The sequence below is a fragment of the Tenacibaculum litopenaei genome, assembly GCF_964514025.1.
Taxonomy (GTDB): Bacteria; Bacteroidota; Bacteroidia; order Flavobacteriales; family Flavobacteriaceae; genus Polaribacter; species Polaribacter litopenaei.
Genome location: NZ_CAZEQT010000003.1, coordinates 228,229 through 248,500 on the forward strand (window position 1 = coordinate 228,229; position 20,272 = coordinate 248,500).

Here is a 20,272-nt window from a genome sequence, read left to right on the forward strand (position 1 = left end):
GGATTCAAACCTGCAACCTCTTGAGCCGTAATCAAGTGCACTATTCAGTTATGCTACGAGGCCGTAATTGCGGATGCAAATATATAAAGTATTTTCAATTAATTGCAATAAAAAATGAAAAAACTCAAAGGTTTTTTGTAAGTGATTGATAGGTAGTTTTTTAAATTTTTGCTGCTTGGAGTGTTCTTCTCAAGACTACCGTAAATAAAGGTCGTGGAACTAGAAATTTTACAGGGGGTTTACTTTAATTCGTTTAAAAGAAGGATGTCGTGGGTAGCATAAACAAGGGAGGTTTAGGAAATGGCTATTTTTAATCCTAAGACGATCATGACTATGCCACTTAGTTTATTTAACCAATGCAGGTAGTAGGGGTTTTCTAAAAGTTTTTGATTAAAACTTCCGGCAAATAAGGTTAAAATAGAATACCATACGATTCCAATTATTGCATAAGTAAGTCCTAATACTAAAAATGGAATAGGCTTGTCTAATTCATTCGGAGCGACAAATTGAGGAAAGAACGCTAAAAAGAATAATGCAACTTTCGGATTTAATACATTGGTTATACATCCGCTCCAAAAATCGTTTTTAGTACTGTGTTTTGATGTTAAGGGTACTTTTTTAGTATGGGGGGTTCGATTGTTGTACTTCGTGTAGCCCAAATGTATCAAGTAGGCCGCTCCTAAAATTTTTATACAAGTAAAGATGAAGGTAGAGGCAGCCAAAAGAGTTGATAATCCGATAGCAGTAAATAGTGTATGTGCTATGATTCCTGTGTTTATACCTAGGGTGGCATAGAGTCCTGATTTTATTCCTTGGTTAATTGATTTGTCTAAAACGAAAAAAGTATCGATTCCTGGAGTCATGATAAAGAACAAAGCGGTAATCATAAAAGTAGTCAAATTATCGATATTCATGGTGTGGTATCATTTAGAATGGATAGAATGTTTTTGACAAAGGAACAGCTTTGTAGTCCTTTTTAAAATACATATTTTTGATAGACTAATGCTAAAATTGCATTAAATATGACAATACAACAGATACGCTATTTTTTAGTACTCAGTGAAGAACTCCATTTTTGGAATACAGCAGATAAGGTTTTTATTTCACAATCTTCCTTGAGTAGACAGATAAAAGCATTGGAAGACGAGCTGCAGATTCAGCTTTTTGAGCGAGATAAACGCAATGTGAAACTGACCAATGCAGGGAAGTTTTTTCAAGAGCATTGGTCAAATGTTTTAAAGGAGTTTGATCAGGTGCTGCAGCAAGGAAAAAAGATTGATGAGGGAAAAGCGGGGACTATTGCAATTACCTATCCTGGATCTATAGCCTATGATTTTTTACCTAGCTTTTTGGAGGTTTTACACAGTGAATTGCCAGAGTTGAAAATAGAACTCATCGAACCAACGGATGAGAGTCACGAAAAGCTACTGATAGATTTTAAAACAGACATCGCTTTGGGGAGGGAGAAGTTTGATAATGCAAATATTGAATCTCGGATATTGTATTCAGAGCCTATGTGCTTGGTGGTACCCAAAAATCATCGATTTAGTACCGGTGATTTCACAGGTATAGAGGATGAGAAGTTTATTATTTCGGGTTTACATCAAGCAACGTTTTTTGCCGCTTCCTTACGATCGTGGTTTTCGAAAAAGGGTTTTGAGCCTAAAACGGTTATTGAGTCAGACTTTGGAGGTATGATTATAAATCTGGTTTCTAAAGGGCTCGGTATTTCTGTATTGCCTTTGTCGTTTAAATCCTCTCAGTTAGAGAATGTAGTTTTTATAGAACTTGAAGAAACTATTGATTTGTTTATTAGCTGGCGAAAAAAAGAGTTGAATAATACGGTGAAGAAAGTAATCGAGTTAGCTGATAAAGCCTGTGAGTTAGGAGGCTATAGAAATTCATAAATACAAGAGTTGAGTTCTGTTGATTTATTCGTGACCTCGGCAAGGGCTGAATGTTCATTAGAGGTCTAGTAGACCTCTAATAATGAAGAGCCAGACGGTGCGTTGGAGAATCCTGCCGAAAGGTTAGTAATGGGTATGCAGGATTAACTAGGTTTTTCCTGACAAAGCTCTCTCTTGAAAATAGAAAGCCTGTCACTTCGTTGTTATTTTTCTTACTACTCCATCAGTAAAATAAATTTTCTGCTGTCTTCGTTTGAAAAATGCATCCTAACGGATGAGCTTTCTGCTTATTGAAAAATCTGTAGGATTAACCAGGTTTTTCCTAAGTGAATTTTCTTTTGAAAATAGAAAGCCTCTCACTTCGTTGTTATTTTTCTTACTACTCCATCAGTAAAATAAATTTTCTGCTGCCTTCGTTTGAAAAATGCATCCTAACGGATGAGCTTTCTGCTTATTGAAAATTCTGTCGGATTAACGTTATTTATCCTGACAAAGCTCCGCTTTGAAAATCAACAAAAGAATCTTCGTTTCACTCAAATAAAAAAGCAAGCTCTTTTATTTGAGCTTGCTTCAGATTCAACTTTTTGTTGATTTATTCGTGACCTCGGCAAGGGCTGAATGTTCATTAGAGGTCTAGTAGACCTCAAATAATGAAGAGCCAGGTGGTGCGATGGAGAATCCTGCCGAAAGGTTGGTAATGGGTATGCAGGATTGGCTTTGCCTTTCCTGGTTGAGCTCTCTCTTGAAAATAGAAAGTCCCTTACGCGTAGCGTAATTTTTTTAAGTTATTACACTTTATCCAAAACTAAGGTTTTGCATTCGCTTTCTAATATAAAAAAAATCCATCCTAAAAAGGATGGACTTTCTGCTTGTTGTGACCTCGGCAAGGGCAGAATGTTCATTCGAGGTCTAGTAGACCTCAAATAATGAAGAGCCAGGTGGTGCGTTGGGGAATCCTGCCGAAAGGTTGGTAATGGGTATGCAGGATTAACTAGGTTTTTCCTGACAAAGCTCTCTCTTGAAAATAGAAAGTCCCTTACGCGTAGCGTAATTTTTTTAAGTTATTACGCTCTATCCAAAACTAAGGTTTTGCATTCGCTTTATAACATAAAAAAAATCCATCCTAAAAAAGGATGGACTTTCTGTTTGTTGTGACCTCGGCAGGATTCAAACCTGCAACCTCTTGAGCCGTAATCAAGTGCACTATTCAGTTATGCTACGAGGCCGTGCTAATTGCGGGTGCAAATATAGAACTATTTTTTAGTTTGTGAAAATTATTTTGAGATTTCTTCTCTGAAATTTTCAATGATTTCGCTAGATTTCTCAATGTCAGTATGTAACACAAGTAGCTCTACGGAGGGTCCGGTGGTACCAAATCCTGCTAATCGTCCAGATTCTTTCTCGTCTTTCACCATGGTGGTGATATCTTGATCTTTTAATAAGTGGTTTAATCGGTTTACTAAGATTCCCGATCCAGTGAAAACTTTGATGTACTCTTCCATATTAATAGTTTTATTTTAGTGAATTCATGGTAACATAGGTCCTCCAGCCAATTAATGCTAATTGAATTTTGGTGGCCTTTGCAAGGTCAACTCTTCGTTTACTTAATGAAGGTAACATGAGCTTGTTTAGCTTTGCTAATAGGGTGAATAATTGTTTTTTCATTTTTTAATAGTTGATATATCAAAAATAGTGAAAATCAATTAAATACTTTTTTTAGCTTTCAGGCAGGATGCTGCAAACATCCTGCCGAGTACTTGCTTTTCTTTTAGTCGTAGTTAAAACGTTGACTTTTCTTTTTTAACAATTTTTATGACTCCTCTTTATTTGTTGATGTGTTGAGGTTTTTCTTTTTGATAGCTGTTCTTTCTCTTTTACTAGCTTTTTTATAGCAGTTTATTAGTTCATAGCGATACTTTTTCTTTTTCTAACTTTTTCATAGCATTTTATTGGTTCATAGCGGTTCTTTCTCTTCTTATAGCTTTTTCATAGCAGTTTATTAGTTTATAGCGGTTCTTTTTCCTTTTTTAGCTTTTTAATAGCAGTTTATAGTTCATAGCGGTTCTTTTTCTTTTTCTAACTTTTTCATAGTAGTTTATTAGTTCATAGCGGTTCTTTCTCTTTTACTAGCTTTTTCATAGCAGTTTATTAGTTCATAGCGATACTCTTTCTTTTTCTAACTTTTTCATAGTAGTTTATTAGTTCATAGCGGTTCTTTTTCTTTTACTAGTTTTTTCATAGCAGTTTATTAGTTCATAGCGATACTCTTTCTTTTTCTAACTTTTTCATAGCAGTTTATTAGTTCATAGCGGTTCTTTTTCTTTTTCTAGCTTTTTCATAGTAGTTTATTAGTTCATAGTGGTTCTTTTTCTTTTTCTAGCTTTTTCATAGCAGTTTATTAGTTCATAGCGGTTCTTTCTCTTTTATTAGCTTTTTCATAGCAGTTTATTAGTTTATAGCGGTTCTTTTTCTTTTACTAGCTATTTCATAGCAGTTTATGGGTTCATAGCTGGTTCTTTTTCTTTTTCTTTTTCTAGCTTTTTCATAGCAGTTTATTAGTTCATAGCGGTTCTTTCTCTTTTATTAGCTTTTTCATAGCAGTTTATTAGTTCATAGCGGTTCTTTCTCTTTTTCTAGCTATTTCATAGCAGTTTATGGGTTCATAGCTGGTTCTTTCTCTTTTTCCAGTAGCTTAACTTTTGTTACTTTTTCTTATCCATCATTTTCTTTGCTAGTTCAGCTCCGATTAATGATTGTAGCAAATTCCCACTGTTTCCTCCTTTACTTCCTTCTATATAGGTTGCTGGTAGTCGTAAATCCTTTAATTGCTTAGCGACTCCTACAGCTGTTTTATATTCCCATTCTGCGCGTTCTTGAGGTGTTAGTCCAGCGCTTACTAGTTTTGCGTTTTCATAGTATTGTGCGTCGGCAGCTACTTTTTTACTTTTTGCTTTAAATTGTTCAACCTCGTATTGTTTCTTTTCTTTTATTAAGTTGAACTCGGCAACCTTAGCCTCAGTTTCTGCAGCAATAGTTTGTTGAATTTGTGCTTTTTCTAATCGAGCACGTTCTTTGGCTTTTTCAGCCTCTCCCTTGGCTTTTTCTTTTTGCGCACGATAAAATTCACGTTCCGCTTGCTGCTTTTCTAACTGTGTTTGTGCTACCTCTTCCTTTTGTAACTGTAAGCGATTGTCAAATGTTTCTTCCCAATCAATTTCCGTAACTACGGCTTGAACAACAGTTAAACCATACGATTTTAGTGAGTTTCCACGTACACGAACAGGCTCGCCATCTTTCATTTTTATTCGAAATCTCTTTTGCCTCGATTCTTTATTAGGAATGGTGCGTACCACAGTGCTGTCACCAATAATCTCTGGTTTCTCAGAAGCTTTGAATTCTTCCAAAACATACATTCCGTTTTCAAGCTGATCTTGGAAATACCTGTCAAAATCTGCCGCTTGACCTGAAATATAGTCTTGAGCTGCCATGAGCTTACAGGTGTTTTTTATGGATTGATCAATGTTGGGAATAATACGTGAACGTATTAAGTTTTTTTCTGTTTTGTTCCTGTCCGCAACCGATAAAAATTGCTTTTCGTCAGAGATATCGATACTAATTACGATGGAGGTTGCAATTTCTCCTTTCACCGCATCGTTAAATTCCCATTGTCTAGCTTTGTCTACATAGGCATACCTACTTTGGTCTCCCAGTGCTCCTGATTTGTTTGGAATGACGTACTTGATTGGCATTTCAAACTGAATAGGAATGAGGCGTCCCCACATTTTTGTGTTAATCCCTTGTCTGAATACTCCTTTTTGAGTACCCCAAGGATATTGTACGGCGTAGGCTGTACCAGGTTCTGCGTAAAAGAACATGCCTGAAATAGTACTGAGGATGATTCCTAAGAGAGTTATTTGAAGGCTCTTTGCGGCGGTGAACCACTTTAAGTTTTTGTTGTCAGTGAAAATTCCCTTGAGTATGAGGGTGGCAATCCCTGCAATAATTAATAAAAATCCAATTACTGTTAGCATAGTATAGTGATGTTTAATGTTGATTAATTAAAAAAGTCTAAAATGATTGAGATGACAGACATGATAAATTCAATCAGTTTTAAAGCAATAGTGATCATTGGTTTTTGGTTGTTTTTTGGTTAATTATTTTTGGTTATTCCGGAATTGTTTTTCGAATATATGAGAAAGCAAATTCAGTGTCCAAACCTTTTGATAGGAATTAATTGAATTGGATGAATAGTTTTAGGTGAAAAAGTCGATATTGTTTGTTTTTGTAACTATGTATCCTTGGGTTTTGTTTTAAATTGTAGTCTTAAAGTTGTTTTATGGTGTGAAAGTGTAATTAACTAAAGGGGTGAATTTTGCCTGAATTAAAAACTAAAGGAAAATCAAGTGTCAAAAAGTAGTTTTTAGACGGTTTTGATTTTTTTTGTTTTGCTGCGAAGTGATTTTTCTTGCGATTGAAGCTCGCTGAAAAAGTCGTGTTCAGAGGTAGGACCATGAGGTATATTCTGTTCAAAATCCTATCTTCGCAAAAAAAACAAATTTTATGAGTGTTTTATATATCCTACTTGGATTAGTGTTGTTGGTTTTAGGGGGGAATTGGTTGCTGAAAGCAGCAGTTGGGCTTTCTTTAAAATTGAATATACCCAAAATAGTAATAGGAATGACAGTAGTGTCTTTTGCGACCTCTGCTCCCGAATTAATCGTCAGTGTTAAGTCGGCTTTAGATGGAGCAACGGGGTTGGCAGTAGGTAACGTTATTGGATCGAATATTGCAAATATTGCACTTGTATTAGCGGTAACTATCATTTTGTCGCCCATAGATGTGGAAAAGAGTTTTTACAAAACGGATTGGCCCGTGATGATGATTGCCTCGATTTTGTTGTACGTGTTTATCGCTTTTGATAAAACGATACAATCGTATGAAGGGGTGATTTTGTTCAGTACATTACTCGCCTTTCTCGTCTATTTATTGCGTTTTCAAAAGCAGGCTGTCGTTGATGAAATGCCTGAAGATGATGAGGACCTACCTTTGTTTAAAATAGCTTTGTTTTTAATTATTGGAGGACTTGGACTTTGGGGAGGATCTGAATTATTGATTGACGGAGCCAAAACACTTGCTAAAAGTATGGGGGTAAGTGATGCTGTTATTGGAGTAACCGTCGTTTCTGTCGGAACTAGTATTCCTGAATTAGCAGCTTCGATTATTGCCGTAATGAAAAAAGAAAAAGCCATTTCATTGGGGAATCTTATCGGTTCTAATGTATTTAATATTTTAGCAGTGCTGGGAATTACAGCCATGATTACGCCTGTAGAAGTGAAGGCAGATGCAGTAACCTTAATTACAAAAGATATTTTTTGGATGTTGGCAATCTCCTTTGTCATTTTGCCATTGGTGTTTATACCGAAAGGAATGCGTTTAGGATGGCGAGATGGTGTTTTACTACTTGCAGCTTATGTGTTCTTTGTTTACCAAACTATCGCATAAAAAAAATCCTCTGAATTTCTTCAGAGGATTTTTTTTGAGGATTAAAGAGTATTAAATATTAGCACTCTTTACTGTTTCGATAATCCTACCAGCTACCTTGTACGGATCAGCGTTAGAAGCAGGTCTTCTGTCTTCTAACCAACCTTTCCATCCTTGCTCCACTGTAATAATTGGGATACGGATAGAAGCCCCACGGTCAGATACTCCATAACTAAAGTCGTTGATAGAAGCTGTTTCGTGTAGTCCGGTTAATCGTTGGTCGTTAAACTCACCGTAAACGTCGATGTGTTCTTTTGCTACTGGGCGGAAAGCCTCACAAACTTTTTCGTAAGTTTCCTTACTACCGCAAGTTCGTAATAAAGTGTTTGAGAAGTTTGCATGCATCCCTGAACCATTCCAGTCTCCTTTTACTGGTTTTGGGTGGTACTCAATGTAGTAACCGTACTTTTCCGTTAAACGGTCTAATAAGTAACGAGCTACCCAAATTTCATCTCCTGCCTTCTTTGCACCTTTAGCAAACAATTGAAACTCCCATTGTCCTGAAGCTACTTCTTGGTTGATTCCCTCAAAAGTTAAACCAGCCTCGATACACAAGTCAGCGTGCTCTTCTACGAAATCTCTTCCGTGAGTATTTCTACCTCCTACAGAACAGTAGTACAAACCTTGTGGTCCAGGATATCCTCCGATAGGGAATCCTAAAGGAAGTTGAGTGTGTGTGTCCATGATGAAGTATTCTTGCTCAAATCCGAACCAAAAATCATTGTCATCATCGTCAATAGTTGCGCGTGCATTGGTAGGATGTGGCGTACCATCTGCATTTAAAACTTCAGTCATTACTAAAAAACCGTCTTTACGAGCAGGATCTGGATAAATAGCAACAGGTTTTAATAAACAGTCAGAATCTCCACCTTCTGCTTGCTTCGTTGATGAACCATCAAACGACCATACAGGGCAGTCTTCCAATTTCCCACTAAAGTCTTCTACTACTTTAGTTTTACTTCTCATGTTTTGAGTTGGATAGTAACCGTCTAACCAAATGTACTCTAATTTAGATCTTGTCATGAATTTTATTTTTTAATAATAAGCTATTGTTGTTGTGTTGTGTTGTTGATGCAAAAATGATTATTTTTTTAAATACCCCCAAATTTTTATGGGGTTATTTTTTTAAAAATACTTTTTTGGTTGATTACCCCTCTTTTTTTTGGGGTGTTACTTGTTATTTGTTATTTTTGACTGAAATTAAACTCCTTATATATATGTCAGCAGTTCGTTTTGGGGCTTTACAGGAAACTTTGAATAGAAAACCCATTGCAATTATCGAAGAGAAGAGAAGGTCAGCACTTTTTGCTGAAAATGTGTTCGATGAACGAGCCATGTTACAATACATGAGTAAAGAGGCTTATCAAAGTGTTCGTGATGCTATTGAGTTCGGAACGAAAATAGATAGGCGAATTGCTGATCAAATTGCCTTGGGGATGAAAGAATGGGCAGTGTCAAAAGGAGCAACGCACTATACGCATTGGTTTCAACCGTTGACCGGAGCAACCGCCGAAAAACACGATGCCTTTTTTGATACCTTATATAGTGGTGGCGCTATGGAGCGTTTTGACGGTAGTCAATTAGTACAACAAGAGCCAGATGCTTCTTCATTCCCGAATGGGGGAATTCGCAATACTTTTGAAGCACGTGGATATACTGCTTGGGATCCGACATCTCCAGCGTTTCTCTATGGAACCACCCTCTGTATTCCTACAGTATTTGTTGCCTATACAGGGGAGGCTTTGGATAATAAGGCCCCTTTGTTACGCGCTTTGCAGGCTGTTGATGAGGCGGCAACGGCCGTGTGTAAATACTTTGATAAAAATGTAACAAAGGTAAGTGCTACCCTCGGTTGGGAGCAGGAGTATTTCTTAATCGATAAGGCCTTAGCGGCATCACGTCCGGATATCATGTTGACCGGACGTACTTTGTTGGGGCATTCTTCCGCAAAAGGTCAGCAGTTAGACGATCACTATTTCGGGAGCATTCCCTCGCGAGTAATGAATTTTATGCGAGACCTCGAACAAGAGTGTATGTTGCTGGGAATTCCTGTAAAAACTAGGCATAATGAGGTGGCACCCAACCAATTTGAGTTAGCACCCATTTTTGAAGAGGCCAATTTAGCCGTCGATCACAATTCTTTGTTGATGGATTTGATGGAAAAGGTGTCGCAACGTCATCATTTTAAGGTGTTATTTCACGAAAAGCCATTTGCTGGTATCAACGGATCTGGAAAACACAATAATTGGGGCTTGTCTACAAATACAGGGGTTAATTTATTGAGTCCAGGGAAAACTCCTATGAAGAATTTGCAGTTTTTGACCTTCTTTGTGAATACGATTAAGGCGGTACACGATTATGAAGAGCTTATTCGTGCTTCTATCGCTAGTGCAAGTAATGACCACCGTTTAGGGGCCAATGAAGCACCGCCAGCAATTATGTCTGTATTTATTGGAACCCAATTGTCAGAGGTGTTAGACGAGTTGGAAAATGTAACGAAAGGAAAGTTATCGCCTCAAGAAAAGACAGACCTTAAACTGAATATCGTCGGGAAAATTCCGGAGATTTTATTAGATAATACAGACAGAAATAGAACCTCTCCCTTTGCTTTTACCGGAAATAAGTTTGAACTGCGAGCCGTGGGGTCCTGGTCTAATTGTGCTGGGCCAATGACAGTATTGAATACCATCATCGCAAAGCAATTAAAAGAGTTTAAAATTGCAGTTGACGGTCTTGTAGAATCTAAGAGTTTAAAAAAGGATGAGGCCGTTTTTAATGTACTTCGTGAGTACATTAAAGCATCTAAAAAAATTAGATTCGAAGGAGACGGTTATGGAGAAGCTTGGGAAAAGGAGGCCAAAAAACGTGGACTGAGTAATAATAAGACCACTCCAGAGGCACTAAAAGCTAAAGTTTCCAAGAAGTCGATTGCCTTATTCGAAGAAATGAAGGTGATGAATCAAGTAGAGGTAGAAGCGCGTCATGAAATTGAGTTGGAGGAGTACGTGAAGCGCATCCAAATAGAAAGTAGGGTGTTAGCAGATGTGGCCAGAAATCACGTAATACCCATCGCAATTCAGTACCAGAATACCTTGATAACGAATGTTAAAGGACTCAAAGAAATTTTTGAGGAGCACTACGAAACCTATGCTAGTGAGCAAATCAAGTTGATTAAGAAAATTTCCAGCCATATTGCGGAAATGAATTCAAAAATTGAATTGATGACCGAAGAGCGCAAGAGTGCCAATAAACTTAAAGGACAAAAAAATGCAGATGCGTATTGTTATAAGGTGCGTCCTTACTTTGAGGAAATACGCTATCATGCTGATAAATTAGAGTTATTGGTTGATGACAACCTATGGCCTTTAACTAAATACAGAGAATTATTATTTACTAGATAACTTATGAATACAGTACTTACACTTGTTAGAACAACAGCGACAGATCGAGATTTTATGGAATTGGTAGAAAAGTTAAATGCGTATTTGACTACCATTAACGGCAAGGAAGATGCATTTTTCCAGCAGCATAATACACTCGACGCTATTCAACATGTGGTACTGTGTTACAGTGATGATGAAGTGGTGGGCTGTGGAGCTTTTAAAGTCCTGAACAAAGAGACCATCGAAATTAAAAGGATGTATGTTGAGCGAGAACATCGCGGCCAGAATATCGGGACCTATATCTTGAAAGAATTAGAAAAATGGGCTCGAGAACTTCGCTTCGAACACATTATTTTGGAAACGAGTAAAACCATGGCTTCTGCGGTAAATTTGTATCGAAAAAATGAGTATGGGATTATCCCTAACTACGAGCCTTATAAGGAGGTGATGAGTAGTATTTGTTTTAAAAAAGATATAGGCTTGCAAATTCTCAGCTAATAACAAAACAAAAATGCCTACTCCTTTCGGAGTAGGCTCGCAAGATTTTGTGTAAGCTTATGTTTTCCCCTTAAGTATAAGCTGTCATAAAAGTACTATTTCGTTTTTGTTGAACACTAAGGAAAAACACCCTAATAAGTCTGTGTTTTTCTTGTAAGTGGTTAAATAGTAGTTGTTTGTGGTGATTGTTGGAGCTTTGCTTACCATGGGGTTTAGATCGTATTAGACCACTGATTTTCTGTATAATATTCATGCTATACTTTGATAGTTTGCCCTTTTTAAAGTAATTTCGCAAACAACATAACAACAACACAACGAATGAGTCAAGAAGTTTCAAAGCGCTACGCCCAACGCGGGGTGTCAGCTGCTAAAGAAGATGTACACAACGCAATCAAAAATATAGACAAAGGGCTATTCCCAAAGGCCTTTTGTAAAATTGTACCCGACTATTTAACAGGGGATGATGATTATTGCTTAATCATGCATGCCGACGGCGCAGGAACTAAAAGTTCTCTGGCGTATATGTATTGGAAAGAAACAGGTGATCTATCTGTTTGGAAAGGAATTGCGCAAGATGCCTTAATTATGAATATTGACGATTTGCTGTGTGTAGGTGCAACAGATCAGATTATGTTGTCATCGACCATCGGGCGTAATAAAAATTTAATTCCTGGTGAGGTGATTGCAGCCATTATTAATGGAACGGAAGAATTGATCGCTGAATTGAAAGAGTTCGGTGTAACCATTCATTCTACCGGAGGTGAAACGGCAGATGTCGGTGATCTCGTACGTACCATAATTGTCGATTCGACGGTGACTGCGAGAATGAAGCGTGACGCAGTTATCGATAACGCAAATATTCAAGCAGGTGATGTGATTGTAGGTTTGGAATCTTTCGGACAAGCCACTTACGAGAAAATGTATAATGGTGGTATGGGAAGTAATGGATTGACTTCTGCACGTCACGATGTTTTTCACAAATACTTGGCTGAAAAGTATCCGGAAAGTTTTGATGCTTCCGTACCTTCAGAATTAGTGTATTCAGGAAATACGAAGTTAACGGATGCAGTTGATAATGCGCCGATCGATGCTGGTAAATTGGTATTGTCTCCAACGAGAACCTATGCTCCAATTATCAAGGAGATTCTTTCGAAGTACGGATCTGATGATATTCACGGAATGGTACACTGTTCAGGAGGTGCACAAACGAAGATTTTACATTTTGTCAACGAGTTTCACATTGTAAAAGATAATATGTTTGAGGTTCCGCCATTATTCCAATTAATACAAGAGCAGTCTAAAACGGATTGGAAAGAAATGTATCAGGTATTTAATTGCGGACATCGAATGGAGTTGTATGTAAAGCCCGAAGTCGCTGAAGAACTCATCGCTATTTCAGAGTCTTTTAATGTGGCTGCTAAAATAATTGGTAGAGTAGAGGCTTCTGCAGAGAAAAAACTAACGATTACTAGTGAGTACGGAACTTTTGAGTACCAATAGACGAACTAAGATATAAGGTGTAAAACTCCTAAATCACTGTGATTTAGGAGTTTTTTTTATGTTTACAGGAGAAATCTGGAATTAAAATAGGGGTTTTAACTGCTTGTTTTTTAGTGGTTTGCTTAGTTGTTGGGCTGTTGGTTCACAGTAATTTAGCATCACTAACCAATCAAATCAAAGATTATGAAAAAACAAGTATTTTTAGTTTGGATAGCCTTGTGTTCTTTTGGAGCATTACAGGCACAAATATCTTTAGAAGAGGCTTTTAAGCTCCTTCAGGAAAAAGAACTCATTACCAATGAGTATGAACAGTGGGTTTATGCTGCTGAACGACCTCTCAAACAAGGAGAGGAAATCAAAGCATTCAATCAGGTTGTACGCGGGCCTAAGCAAGCTTCCTGGTTTTTCTTCTTAGACGACAATCCGTATGCGAATTGGCAACATCCCTGTCGTTATGTGTTTGTCGGTGTAGAAACAGGAGAGTTACAACTTGTAAAAGGAAGTACACCTCCCGATTGGATACACGAAATGAAGGTCCTTCGCAAAAAGACAAAAACCCCCGAACGCGTGTTGAAATTTATCAAGGAAAACAACATCGCCTGTGGTACCGCATCTAATAAGTACGCAGTAATTATCAGTGGTGGATGGAGTCAAGGAGCAAACCACATACGCTATTGGAATGACTGTTCTTTTGTGTATAGTACGCTTATTAATAAGTACGGATATGACGAGAATAACATATTCGTATTAATGTCAGACGGTTTGAATACGGCTGTAGATATTTCCAATGGAACAAATTCTAACCCCGATTTAGATGGTGATGGAGATAATGATATTCAGTTTTCAGCAACGCATGCAAATATTACTTCTGTGTTTAATACTTTGGGGGCTACTCTAAATGACGAAGATGAATTGTTCATTTTTACTACGGATCACGGTGGTGTTGACAATGCAGGAAGTTCTGCTTGGGATACCTTGTTGTATTTATGGGGAGAAACGATTACCGACGATGAGTTTGCCGTAGAGGTCGACAAGGTGAATGCAGGAAAAATATCTATAGTGATGGAGCAGTGTAATAGTGGTGGATTTATCGACGATCTTTCGGCACCGAACAGGGTAATTGCAACAGCAGCGAAACACACGGAATTGTCGTGGGCGGGACCAACCATCAATACGGACGAATTTGTGTACTATTGGACTTCTGCTGTCAACGAAGCGTTGCCAAATGGTACGGCGGTAGTGTCGGATAGTAACGGTGATACTGTTGTTTCAATGCGTGAAGCGTTTTTGTATGCAGAGACAAATGATTCGCAGAATGAAACACCTCAATACGATGAGAATCCTACAAATTTAGGAGAGCAACTTACGCTTAACGGAACGGGAGATTTGTACATCCGTGACAATGCAACACCTAATCATCCTGTAACTGATACAGGAGTAGAGCCCAATGCCTTTACTGGACCTATGTGGACCAGTCCTGATATTTGGGTACGTCAGAATATGGATAATGGAACCACCCACCAAAATCCAGAATACAAAAATACCAGTCCTAACGGTGTGTATATCCGTGTAAAAAACAGAGGTTGTGCTCCAATTACGGATGCTAAAATACGTTTGTATTATTCAAAGGCGTCAACAGGTTTGTCTTGGCCATTACACTGGGTTAATTTTTATGATTGGGCTAATGGGAATTATATTTTACACGGTGATGAAATTACTTCGGTTCCTGTAGATATTCCCGATGTAATGCCAAATGGAGAGGTGATCGTGGAAATTCCTTGGTACCCACCAAAACCTTCAAATTTTGAATCAGACATCCACCATTTTTGTTTAGTGGCACGAGTTATTTCCCAAATAGACCCTATCGGTACAGAAGGGAGCAGTGTAAATTGGAATACCAAACAAAATAATAATATAGCTTGGAAAAATGTTTCAGTGCACGATACAAATCCGAGTAATAATATCAGTACATCGGTATTTGTTAGAAATATTCACAAGCAGGAGGCGCTGATTAATTTGAGGTTGTTTGACGGCGGATTTGCAAATAAGAAAAGAGCCTTGTTCTTAGAGCACGGAACTATTCAAATGACGATGAGTCCTGAGTTGTTTGAGCGTTGGAAAGGAAATGGGTTTGCAGAAGGTGTAGAGGTTGTTAATGAAAATACTGTGCAGTTTTTAAAGCCAGAAGCGGTATTGGGAAGAATACCTTTAAAACCGGAAGAACGATTTGAGTTGAAATTAGCTTTTAAGTTGAAGAATACCGACATGGCTAAATACCCATTTTTAGTGGATATCATTCAGGAAGGAAAAGAAGGGTTCGAAGGAGGTGAGCGATTTGCACTGACCTATGAAGAAACTAAAAAGCAAGAAACAGATGATCAAGTTCAAATCGGTCAAGGAGTGAAGGGAGTGTACCCTAATCCTGCCAGCGAGTATCTTATTGCGAATTACTATTTGTTGAAGTCAGAGTATGTTCGAGTTACGGCTCAGTCACTGTTTTCGAGAAGAAGTACGACCTTGTACAGTGGGAAATCATCAAAAGGACAGCATCAAAAGCGTTTGGGCTTGAAACACTTGGCTAAAGGACATTATATCGTGACCATTACGGCAGGTGATAGCGTTATCTCAAAACAGCGCATCGTAAAAGAATAGTGTTACCGTTTGAGTATATATGACGGGTGATCTCTGAGGAGATTGCCTGTTCTTTTAAGTGAAAAACGATCACCTTTTGGTGATCGTTTTGTCGTTTATTCCTTGTTTAAAAATTGCTTTAATTCACGGTAATTACTTATGGGAATTGCAGATTTTTCTTTTGGTAAAACCGCTGCAATTTGCGGAGGTATGGCAACTTTGGTAGCCACAGTATGTTCCACAGTATCCAAAAATTTTACAGGATGCGCCGTTTCAAGAAAAACGCAGTAGTCTTCAGGATATTTTTGAAGGTGATCGACTGCGCCTAAATACCCCACTGCACCGTGAGGGTCACTAAGGTATTGGTGTTGGTTAAACAGTACTTTCATAGCTTCTCTTGTAGCATCGTCGCTGTACGAGTAGGATGAAAACTGCTGTTTTAAACGTTCGAAATTGTTGTCGAACAGTTTTTCAATGCGAATAAAATTACTCGGATTCCCTACATCCATGGCATTAGAAATAGTAGCAATTGATGGTTTAGGAGAATAAGTTCCGTGTTTCAAGTATTCGGTTACCGTGTTGTTGCTGTTTGCCGCCGCAACAAAATGTTTTATAGGAAGACCTAGTTTCTGTGCCATAATACCAGCACAGATATTTCCGTAGTTTCCTGACGGTACAGAGAATACGATATCTTCGTGTTGTTGGTACAGTTCTTTATAGGCAAAGAAAAAGTAAAACATCTGCGGTAGCCAACGCGCTATATTAATAGAGTTTGCAGAGGTTAAGGTCGGTTTAATGGCAGTGTCTAAAAATGCTTGTTTTACCATGTCCTGACAGTCGTCAAAAAAGCCGTCTACCTCTAGTGCTTGGATGTTTTGTCCGAGGGTTGTCAATTGCTTTTCTTGAATGTCACTGACTTTTCCGCTAGGGTATAGTATGACTACCTTGACACCTTTGACTCCTAAAAAACCGTGAGCCACAGCACCACCCGTATCACCAGAAGTAGCTACCAAAACAGTTACTTCATCTTCATTATCACGATTAAAATACCCAAGACAGCGAGCCATAAAACGTGCCCCAACGTCTTTAAAGGCCATAGTTGGACCGTGAAACAGTTCTAGGCTTGCTATAGCATTGGTAACCGGTACTACAGGGAAGTCAAAAGCCAATGTTTCTTTGATGATTTTCTGCAGTTCGTCTTTTGGAATTTCATTTCCAACAAACTGAGCAATGGCTCGGTAAGCGATTTCTTCACGACTATAATCGGCTAAATTGTCGATAAATTCTTTAGGAAGAGGACTAATGTCTTCCGGAAAATAGAGCCCTTTATCGGGGGCCAATCCTCGGATTACAGCTTCTTTAAAGCTGACCGCAGGAGCGTTTTGATGTAAACTGTAATATTTCATTGTTGTGTTGTTGTTATTCGTCTATGATTTGGACTCCTCGAGTGTTGATTTTCGAGCTGTATATTTTGTAGGCGATAGCTTTATTTGCATAGCTGGAATCGATAGCTTCGCGAACAGCTTCGGCCTTTTGCTCTCCTTCAACAAGTGCAAATATGGTTGGACCAGCACCTGAAATTCCCGCGCCTAAAGCACCCGCTTCTAAGGCAGCTGTTTTTACGTCCTCGAAATGTGGAATCAAATGTTTGCGCGCAGGTTCTACTATAATGTCTACGAGCGACTTTTGAATGAGCGAATAATCGTTCATAAACAAGCCACTTACCAGTCCGCCTACATTTGCCCACTGGGTTACGGCGTCTTTTAGTGGTACGGTTTCGGGCAATACTGCTCGAGCGTCTTTTGTTTTTACTTCTATTTGCGGATGTATGGCTACCAGGCGTAGACTTTCTGGTACGGGGAGTCGAACAATATCAAGGGGGCTGTAACTGCGAATTAAAACAAATCCACCGTACAGGGCAGCCGCGACATTATCGGCAATAGGACTCCCACATGCTGCTTGTTCTCCAAGCCTTGCGAATTCTGTGAGTTCGAGAATTGAAAAGGGTGCTTCCAAAAGTTGGTTGACACCATAAGCAGCACCCGCAGAGCTGGCAGCACTGCTACCGAGACCACTACCTGGAGTGAAGCCTTTATCGATGCTCATCCGAATCCCAAAAGTAGCTTTAGCGGCTTTTAACATTGCGAGCGCTACTACGCCAGCAGCATTTTCTGTCGCTGCAAGAGGAAGGTTTTCGGCACCGGTAATTTCGGTAATTTCAACGCCCAAAGTCTCCGTTTTTTCAAAATACATCGTATCACCTAAATTCTCAATGGCAAAGCCCATTGAGTCAAATCCGCATGAAACATTGGCTACGGTTGCTGGGGCAAATATTTTTATGTTATCCATGTTGTGTACCTCAATAATTAATTATTTCCTATTCGAATAACATCGGCAAAAATACCCGAAGCTGTTACGTCTGCTCCGGCTCCGGCTCCTTTAATTTGCAGGGGTTGTACCGGATAACGATCTGTGTAAAACAATACGATATTGTCACTTCCTTCCAAATTGTAAAAAGGATGATCAGGGGCTACTGCTTGCAGTCCAACCTTGGCTTTTCCTTCAGCGAACTCAGCGACGTACTTTAGCTTTTTGCCTGCCGTTTGCGCCGACTCGTACAACTTTTGAAAATCAGATTCACATGTTTGTAGGCTTTGGTAAAATGCTTCCAAATTGCTTGCTTCTAGGGCCTCGCTCGGTAAAAAAGAATCGTTTTCAATAGCTTCTAAATCTAATTTATACCCGCTTTCTCGTGCTAGGATTAGTATTTTTCGAGCAACGTCAATACCGCTAAGGTCTATCGTTGGGTCTGGCTCAGTATATCCTTCTTCTTGTGCTTGTTTTACCACATCGTGAAAACTAGTCTCGCCATTAAAATTGTTGAATACAAAATTTAAACTACCGGAAAGCACAGCCTGAATTTTTCGAACCTTGTCACCTGATGCAATCAAGTTTTTAAGTGTGTCGATAATTGGGAGTCCAGCACCTACGTTCGTTTCAAACAAAAACGGAGCATTGTATTTTTTGGATACGCGTTTAAGGGTTTCGTAGTTCTTGAGCTCTGATGCACAGGCAATCTTGTTACAGGTTACCACTGCGATATTGTTGCGGAGGTAACTTTCGTATATTTGAGATACCGATTCGTTGGCAGTATTGTCTATAAATACGGCATTGCGTAAGTTCAGGTCTTTGGCACGTGAGAAAAAGTCGTGGATGCTCGTTTTTTCTCCTTGTGCAAGCAGCGATTCCCAAACAGATAAATCAATTCCCTCTCGATCGAAAACCATGTGTTTAGAATTGGAGATCCCGATAACTCGCAGGTTCATTTTAAACTCTTCACGGAGGTAATTTTGCTGTTGTTGAAGTTGAGCTAAAAAGCGTTTTCCAACATTTCCTACCCCGGTAACAAACAAGTTGAGTTGCTTCATTCGGGCCTCAAAAAATTGTTCATGCAAGGTGTTGAGTCCTTTTTTGGCATCTTTACTATCAATCACAGCCGAGATGTTTTTTTGAGAGGCTCCTTGTGCAATGGCCCTTATGTTGACATTGTTTTTTCCTAAAGCACTAAACATTTGCCCGCTTAATCCTTGGTGGTTTTTCATTTGGTCTCCTACTAAGGCTAAAATTGCGAGGTCAGATTCTACCGAAACTGGTTGTATTTTGTGACGTTCAATCTCCACTTCAAAGGCAGTATTAATAGCGCTTTCAGCTGCGGGGGCATCTTCTTTATAGATCCCGATACATATAGAGTGCTCAGACGATGCTTGAGTGATAAGAACAACATTAATATCGTGGATGGATAAGGTTTCAAAAAGGCGTTTTGAAATGCCTGAAACACCAACCATGCCACTGCCTTCCAAGGTGAGTAGACTGATATTTTCGATGTAGCTAATTCCTTTAACGGGTTGTAGCGCATTGGTGGTTTCACTGATGAGTGTTCCGTGATGGTCCGGTTCAAAAGTATTTTTTATCCAAATAGGAATCTTCCTCTCTAAAACAGGTTGTATGGTTGGAGGGTAGATTACTTTGGCTCCAAAATGAGACAATTCCATGGCTTCTTGGTAGGAAATTTGAGGAATGGGAAATGCCTGCTTAACGATGCTTGGATTAGCGGTAAACATTCCGCTCACATCCGTCCATATCTGTAATTCTTTTGCCTGGACAGCCGCGGCATAGATCGCAGCACTGTAGTCAGACCCTCCTCTTCCTAAGGTGGTAGGAGTTCCTTGGCTAGATTTGGCTATAAAACCTGGAAGTACGGTAACTCTGTTGGGGTGCTTGTCAAAAAAAGCAACGCAATTGGCGTTGGTTTCTTTGAAATTTACCTGAGCTTTTTCAAAACCATTACTGGTAACAATGAGTTCACGACTGTCTTTATAACTCGCATCCATGGTGTTTTTAGCCACTTCAGAAATAATATACGATGATAGTAATTCACCAAATCCACTGATGGTAGCCATGGTTTTTGGAGTGACTTCCCTTAGTAAAAAACAGCCTTCTAGCAAGGTTTTTAATTGCTGGAACAGTTGCGTTACACCTCGGGTAGTTTCCGCTTTTCTGTCGGGCGCAACCAGATCGTCAACAACCTGTAAATGCAGTTGGGAAACGCGATCAAATAGGTCTAAATAATCAGGGTTTTGTGCAGTTGCTAAGCTCGCAGCTGCAATTAAATTGTTGGTCGTTTTTCCAAAAGCTGAAACAACTACAGCTACTTTTTCTTCGGCTGCTACTTTTTGTACGATTTGTACAACTCTTTGGATGTTTTGGCTATTGGCTACTGAAGAACCACCAAACTTTAGAACTTTCATGATA

Annotated in this window: 14 protein-coding genes and 1 tRNA gene; 6 read left to right on the forward strand and 9 right to left on the reverse strand. The window is 38.9% G+C overall.

Annotation, left to right across the window (positions count from 1 at the left end; genetic code table 11):
• Positions 1 to 293 precede the first annotated feature (293 nt).
• Complete coding sequence (locus ACKTS5_RS05585) at positions 294 to 914, reverse strand: LysE family translocator (RefSeq protein WP_408042862.1); 621 nt, start codon at positions 912 to 914, stop codon at positions 294 to 296.
• A gap of 108 nt (positions 915 to 1,022) precedes the next feature.
• Here ACKTS5_RS05585 and ACKTS5_RS05590 point away from each other — a divergent pair, with 108 nt between their 5' ends.
• The gene (locus tag ACKTS5_RS05590) at positions 1,023 to 1,907 is read left to right on the forward strand and encodes a LysR family transcriptional regulator (RefSeq protein ID WP_408042863.1); all 885 of its coding nucleotides are present in this window, start codon (positions 1,023 to 1,025) and stop codon (positions 1,905 to 1,907) included.
• Between the two features lie 1,152 nt (positions 1,908 to 3,059).
• Here ACKTS5_RS05590 and ACKTS5_RS05595 read toward each other — a convergent pair.
• The 4 genes from ACKTS5_RS05595 to ACKTS5_RS05610 all read right to left on the reverse strand — a co-directional run bounded on the left by ACKTS5_RS05595 (position 3,060) and on the right by ACKTS5_RS05610 (position 5,938).
• Positions 3,060 to 3,133: transfer RNA gene (locus ACKTS5_RS05595), tRNA-Arg, on the reverse strand.
• A 48-nt stretch (positions 3,134 to 3,181) separates the two neighbouring features.
• The gene (locus tag ACKTS5_RS05600; RefSeq protein ID WP_408042864.1) at positions 3,182 to 3,409 is read right to left on the reverse strand and encodes a putative signal transducing protein; all 228 of its coding nucleotides are present in this window, start codon (positions 3,407 to 3,409) and stop codon (positions 3,182 to 3,184) included.
• 10 nt (positions 3,410 to 3,419) lie between these two features.
• Positions 3,420 to 3,572: an SsrA-binding protein gene (locus ACKTS5_RS05605; RefSeq protein WP_408042865.1), complete on the reverse strand. Its 153-nt coding sequence runs from the start codon at positions 3,570 to 3,572 to the stop codon at positions 3,420 to 3,422.
• Between the two features lie 1,037 nt (positions 3,573 to 4,609).
• Positions 4,610 to 5,938 carry a hypothetical protein gene (locus ACKTS5_RS05610; protein WP_408042866.1) on the reverse strand — a complete coding sequence of 443 codons (1,329 nt, stop codon included), beginning with the start codon at positions 5,936 to 5,938 and terminating at the stop codon, positions 4,610 to 4,612.
• Positions 5,939 to 6,467: 529 nt separating this feature from the next.
• Between ACKTS5_RS05610 and ACKTS5_RS05615 the strand changes: the two genes are divergently transcribed.
• Entirely contained in the window at positions 6,468 to 7,409 is a 942-nt protein-coding gene (locus ACKTS5_RS05615) for a calcium/sodium antiporter (protein WP_408042867.1), read from the forward strand.
• A gap of 51 nt (positions 7,410 to 7,460) precedes the next feature.
• On the opposite strand, the gene ACKTS5_RS05620 is transcribed toward ACKTS5_RS05615, so the two are convergent.
• Complete coding sequence (locus ACKTS5_RS05620; RefSeq protein WP_408042868.1) at positions 7,461 to 8,471, reverse strand: glutamine synthetase beta-grasp domain-containing protein; 1,011 nt, start codon at positions 8,469 to 8,471, stop codon at positions 7,461 to 7,463.
• A gap of 194 nt (positions 8,472 to 8,665) precedes the next feature.
• On the opposite strand from ACKTS5_RS05620, the gene ACKTS5_RS05625 reads away from it, so the two are divergent.
• The 4 genes from ACKTS5_RS05625 to ACKTS5_RS05640 all read left to right on the forward strand — a co-directional run bounded on the left by ACKTS5_RS05625 (position 8,666) and on the right by ACKTS5_RS05640 (position 15,481).
• Positions 8,666 to 10,849, forward strand: coding sequence for a glutamine synthetase III family protein (locus ACKTS5_RS05625; protein WP_408042869.1), 2,184 nt, complete (start codon positions 8,666 to 8,668; stop codon positions 10,847 to 10,849).
• A 3-nt stretch (positions 10,850 to 10,852) separates the two neighbouring features.
• The gene (locus ACKTS5_RS05630; RefSeq protein WP_408042870.1) at positions 10,853 to 11,329 is read left to right on the forward strand and encodes a GNAT family N-acetyltransferase; all 477 of its coding nucleotides are present in this window, start codon (positions 10,853 to 10,855) and stop codon (positions 11,327 to 11,329) included.
• Positions 11,330 to 11,647: 318 nt separating this feature from the next.
• On the forward strand, positions 11,648 to 12,829 hold the full coding sequence (locus tag ACKTS5_RS05635; RefSeq protein WP_408042871.1) for an AIR synthase related protein: 1,182 nt from the start codon (positions 11,648 to 11,650) through the stop codon (positions 12,827 to 12,829).
• A 183-nt stretch (positions 12,830 to 13,012) separates the two neighbouring features.
• The gene (locus ACKTS5_RS05640; protein WP_408042872.1) at positions 13,013 to 15,481 is read left to right on the forward strand and encodes a C13 family peptidase; all 2,469 of its coding nucleotides are present in this window, start codon (positions 13,013 to 13,015) and stop codon (positions 15,479 to 15,481) included.
• A 95-nt stretch (positions 15,482 to 15,576) separates the two neighbouring features.
• On the opposite strand, the gene thrC is transcribed toward ACKTS5_RS05640, so the two are convergent.
• The 3 genes from thrC to thrA are packed head-to-tail and all read right to left on the reverse strand — an operon-like array spanning position 15,577 to position 20,268.
• Complete coding sequence (gene thrC, locus ACKTS5_RS05645; protein ID WP_408042873.1) at positions 15,577 to 16,866, reverse strand: threonine synthase; 1,290 nt, start codon at positions 16,864 to 16,866, stop codon at positions 15,577 to 15,579.
• A 13-nt stretch (positions 16,867 to 16,879) separates the two neighbouring features.
• Positions 16,880 to 17,809, reverse strand: coding sequence for a homoserine kinase (locus ACKTS5_RS05650; RefSeq protein WP_408042874.1), 930 nt, complete (start codon positions 17,807 to 17,809; stop codon positions 16,880 to 16,882).
• A 17-nt stretch (positions 17,810 to 17,826) separates the two neighbouring features.
• Positions 17,827 to 20,268, reverse strand: coding sequence for a bifunctional aspartate kinase/homoserine dehydrogenase I (thrA, locus tag ACKTS5_RS05655; protein ID WP_408042875.1), 2,442 nt, complete (start codon positions 20,266 to 20,268; stop codon positions 17,827 to 17,829).
• Between the last annotated feature and the right edge of the window lie 4 nt (positions 20,269 to 20,272).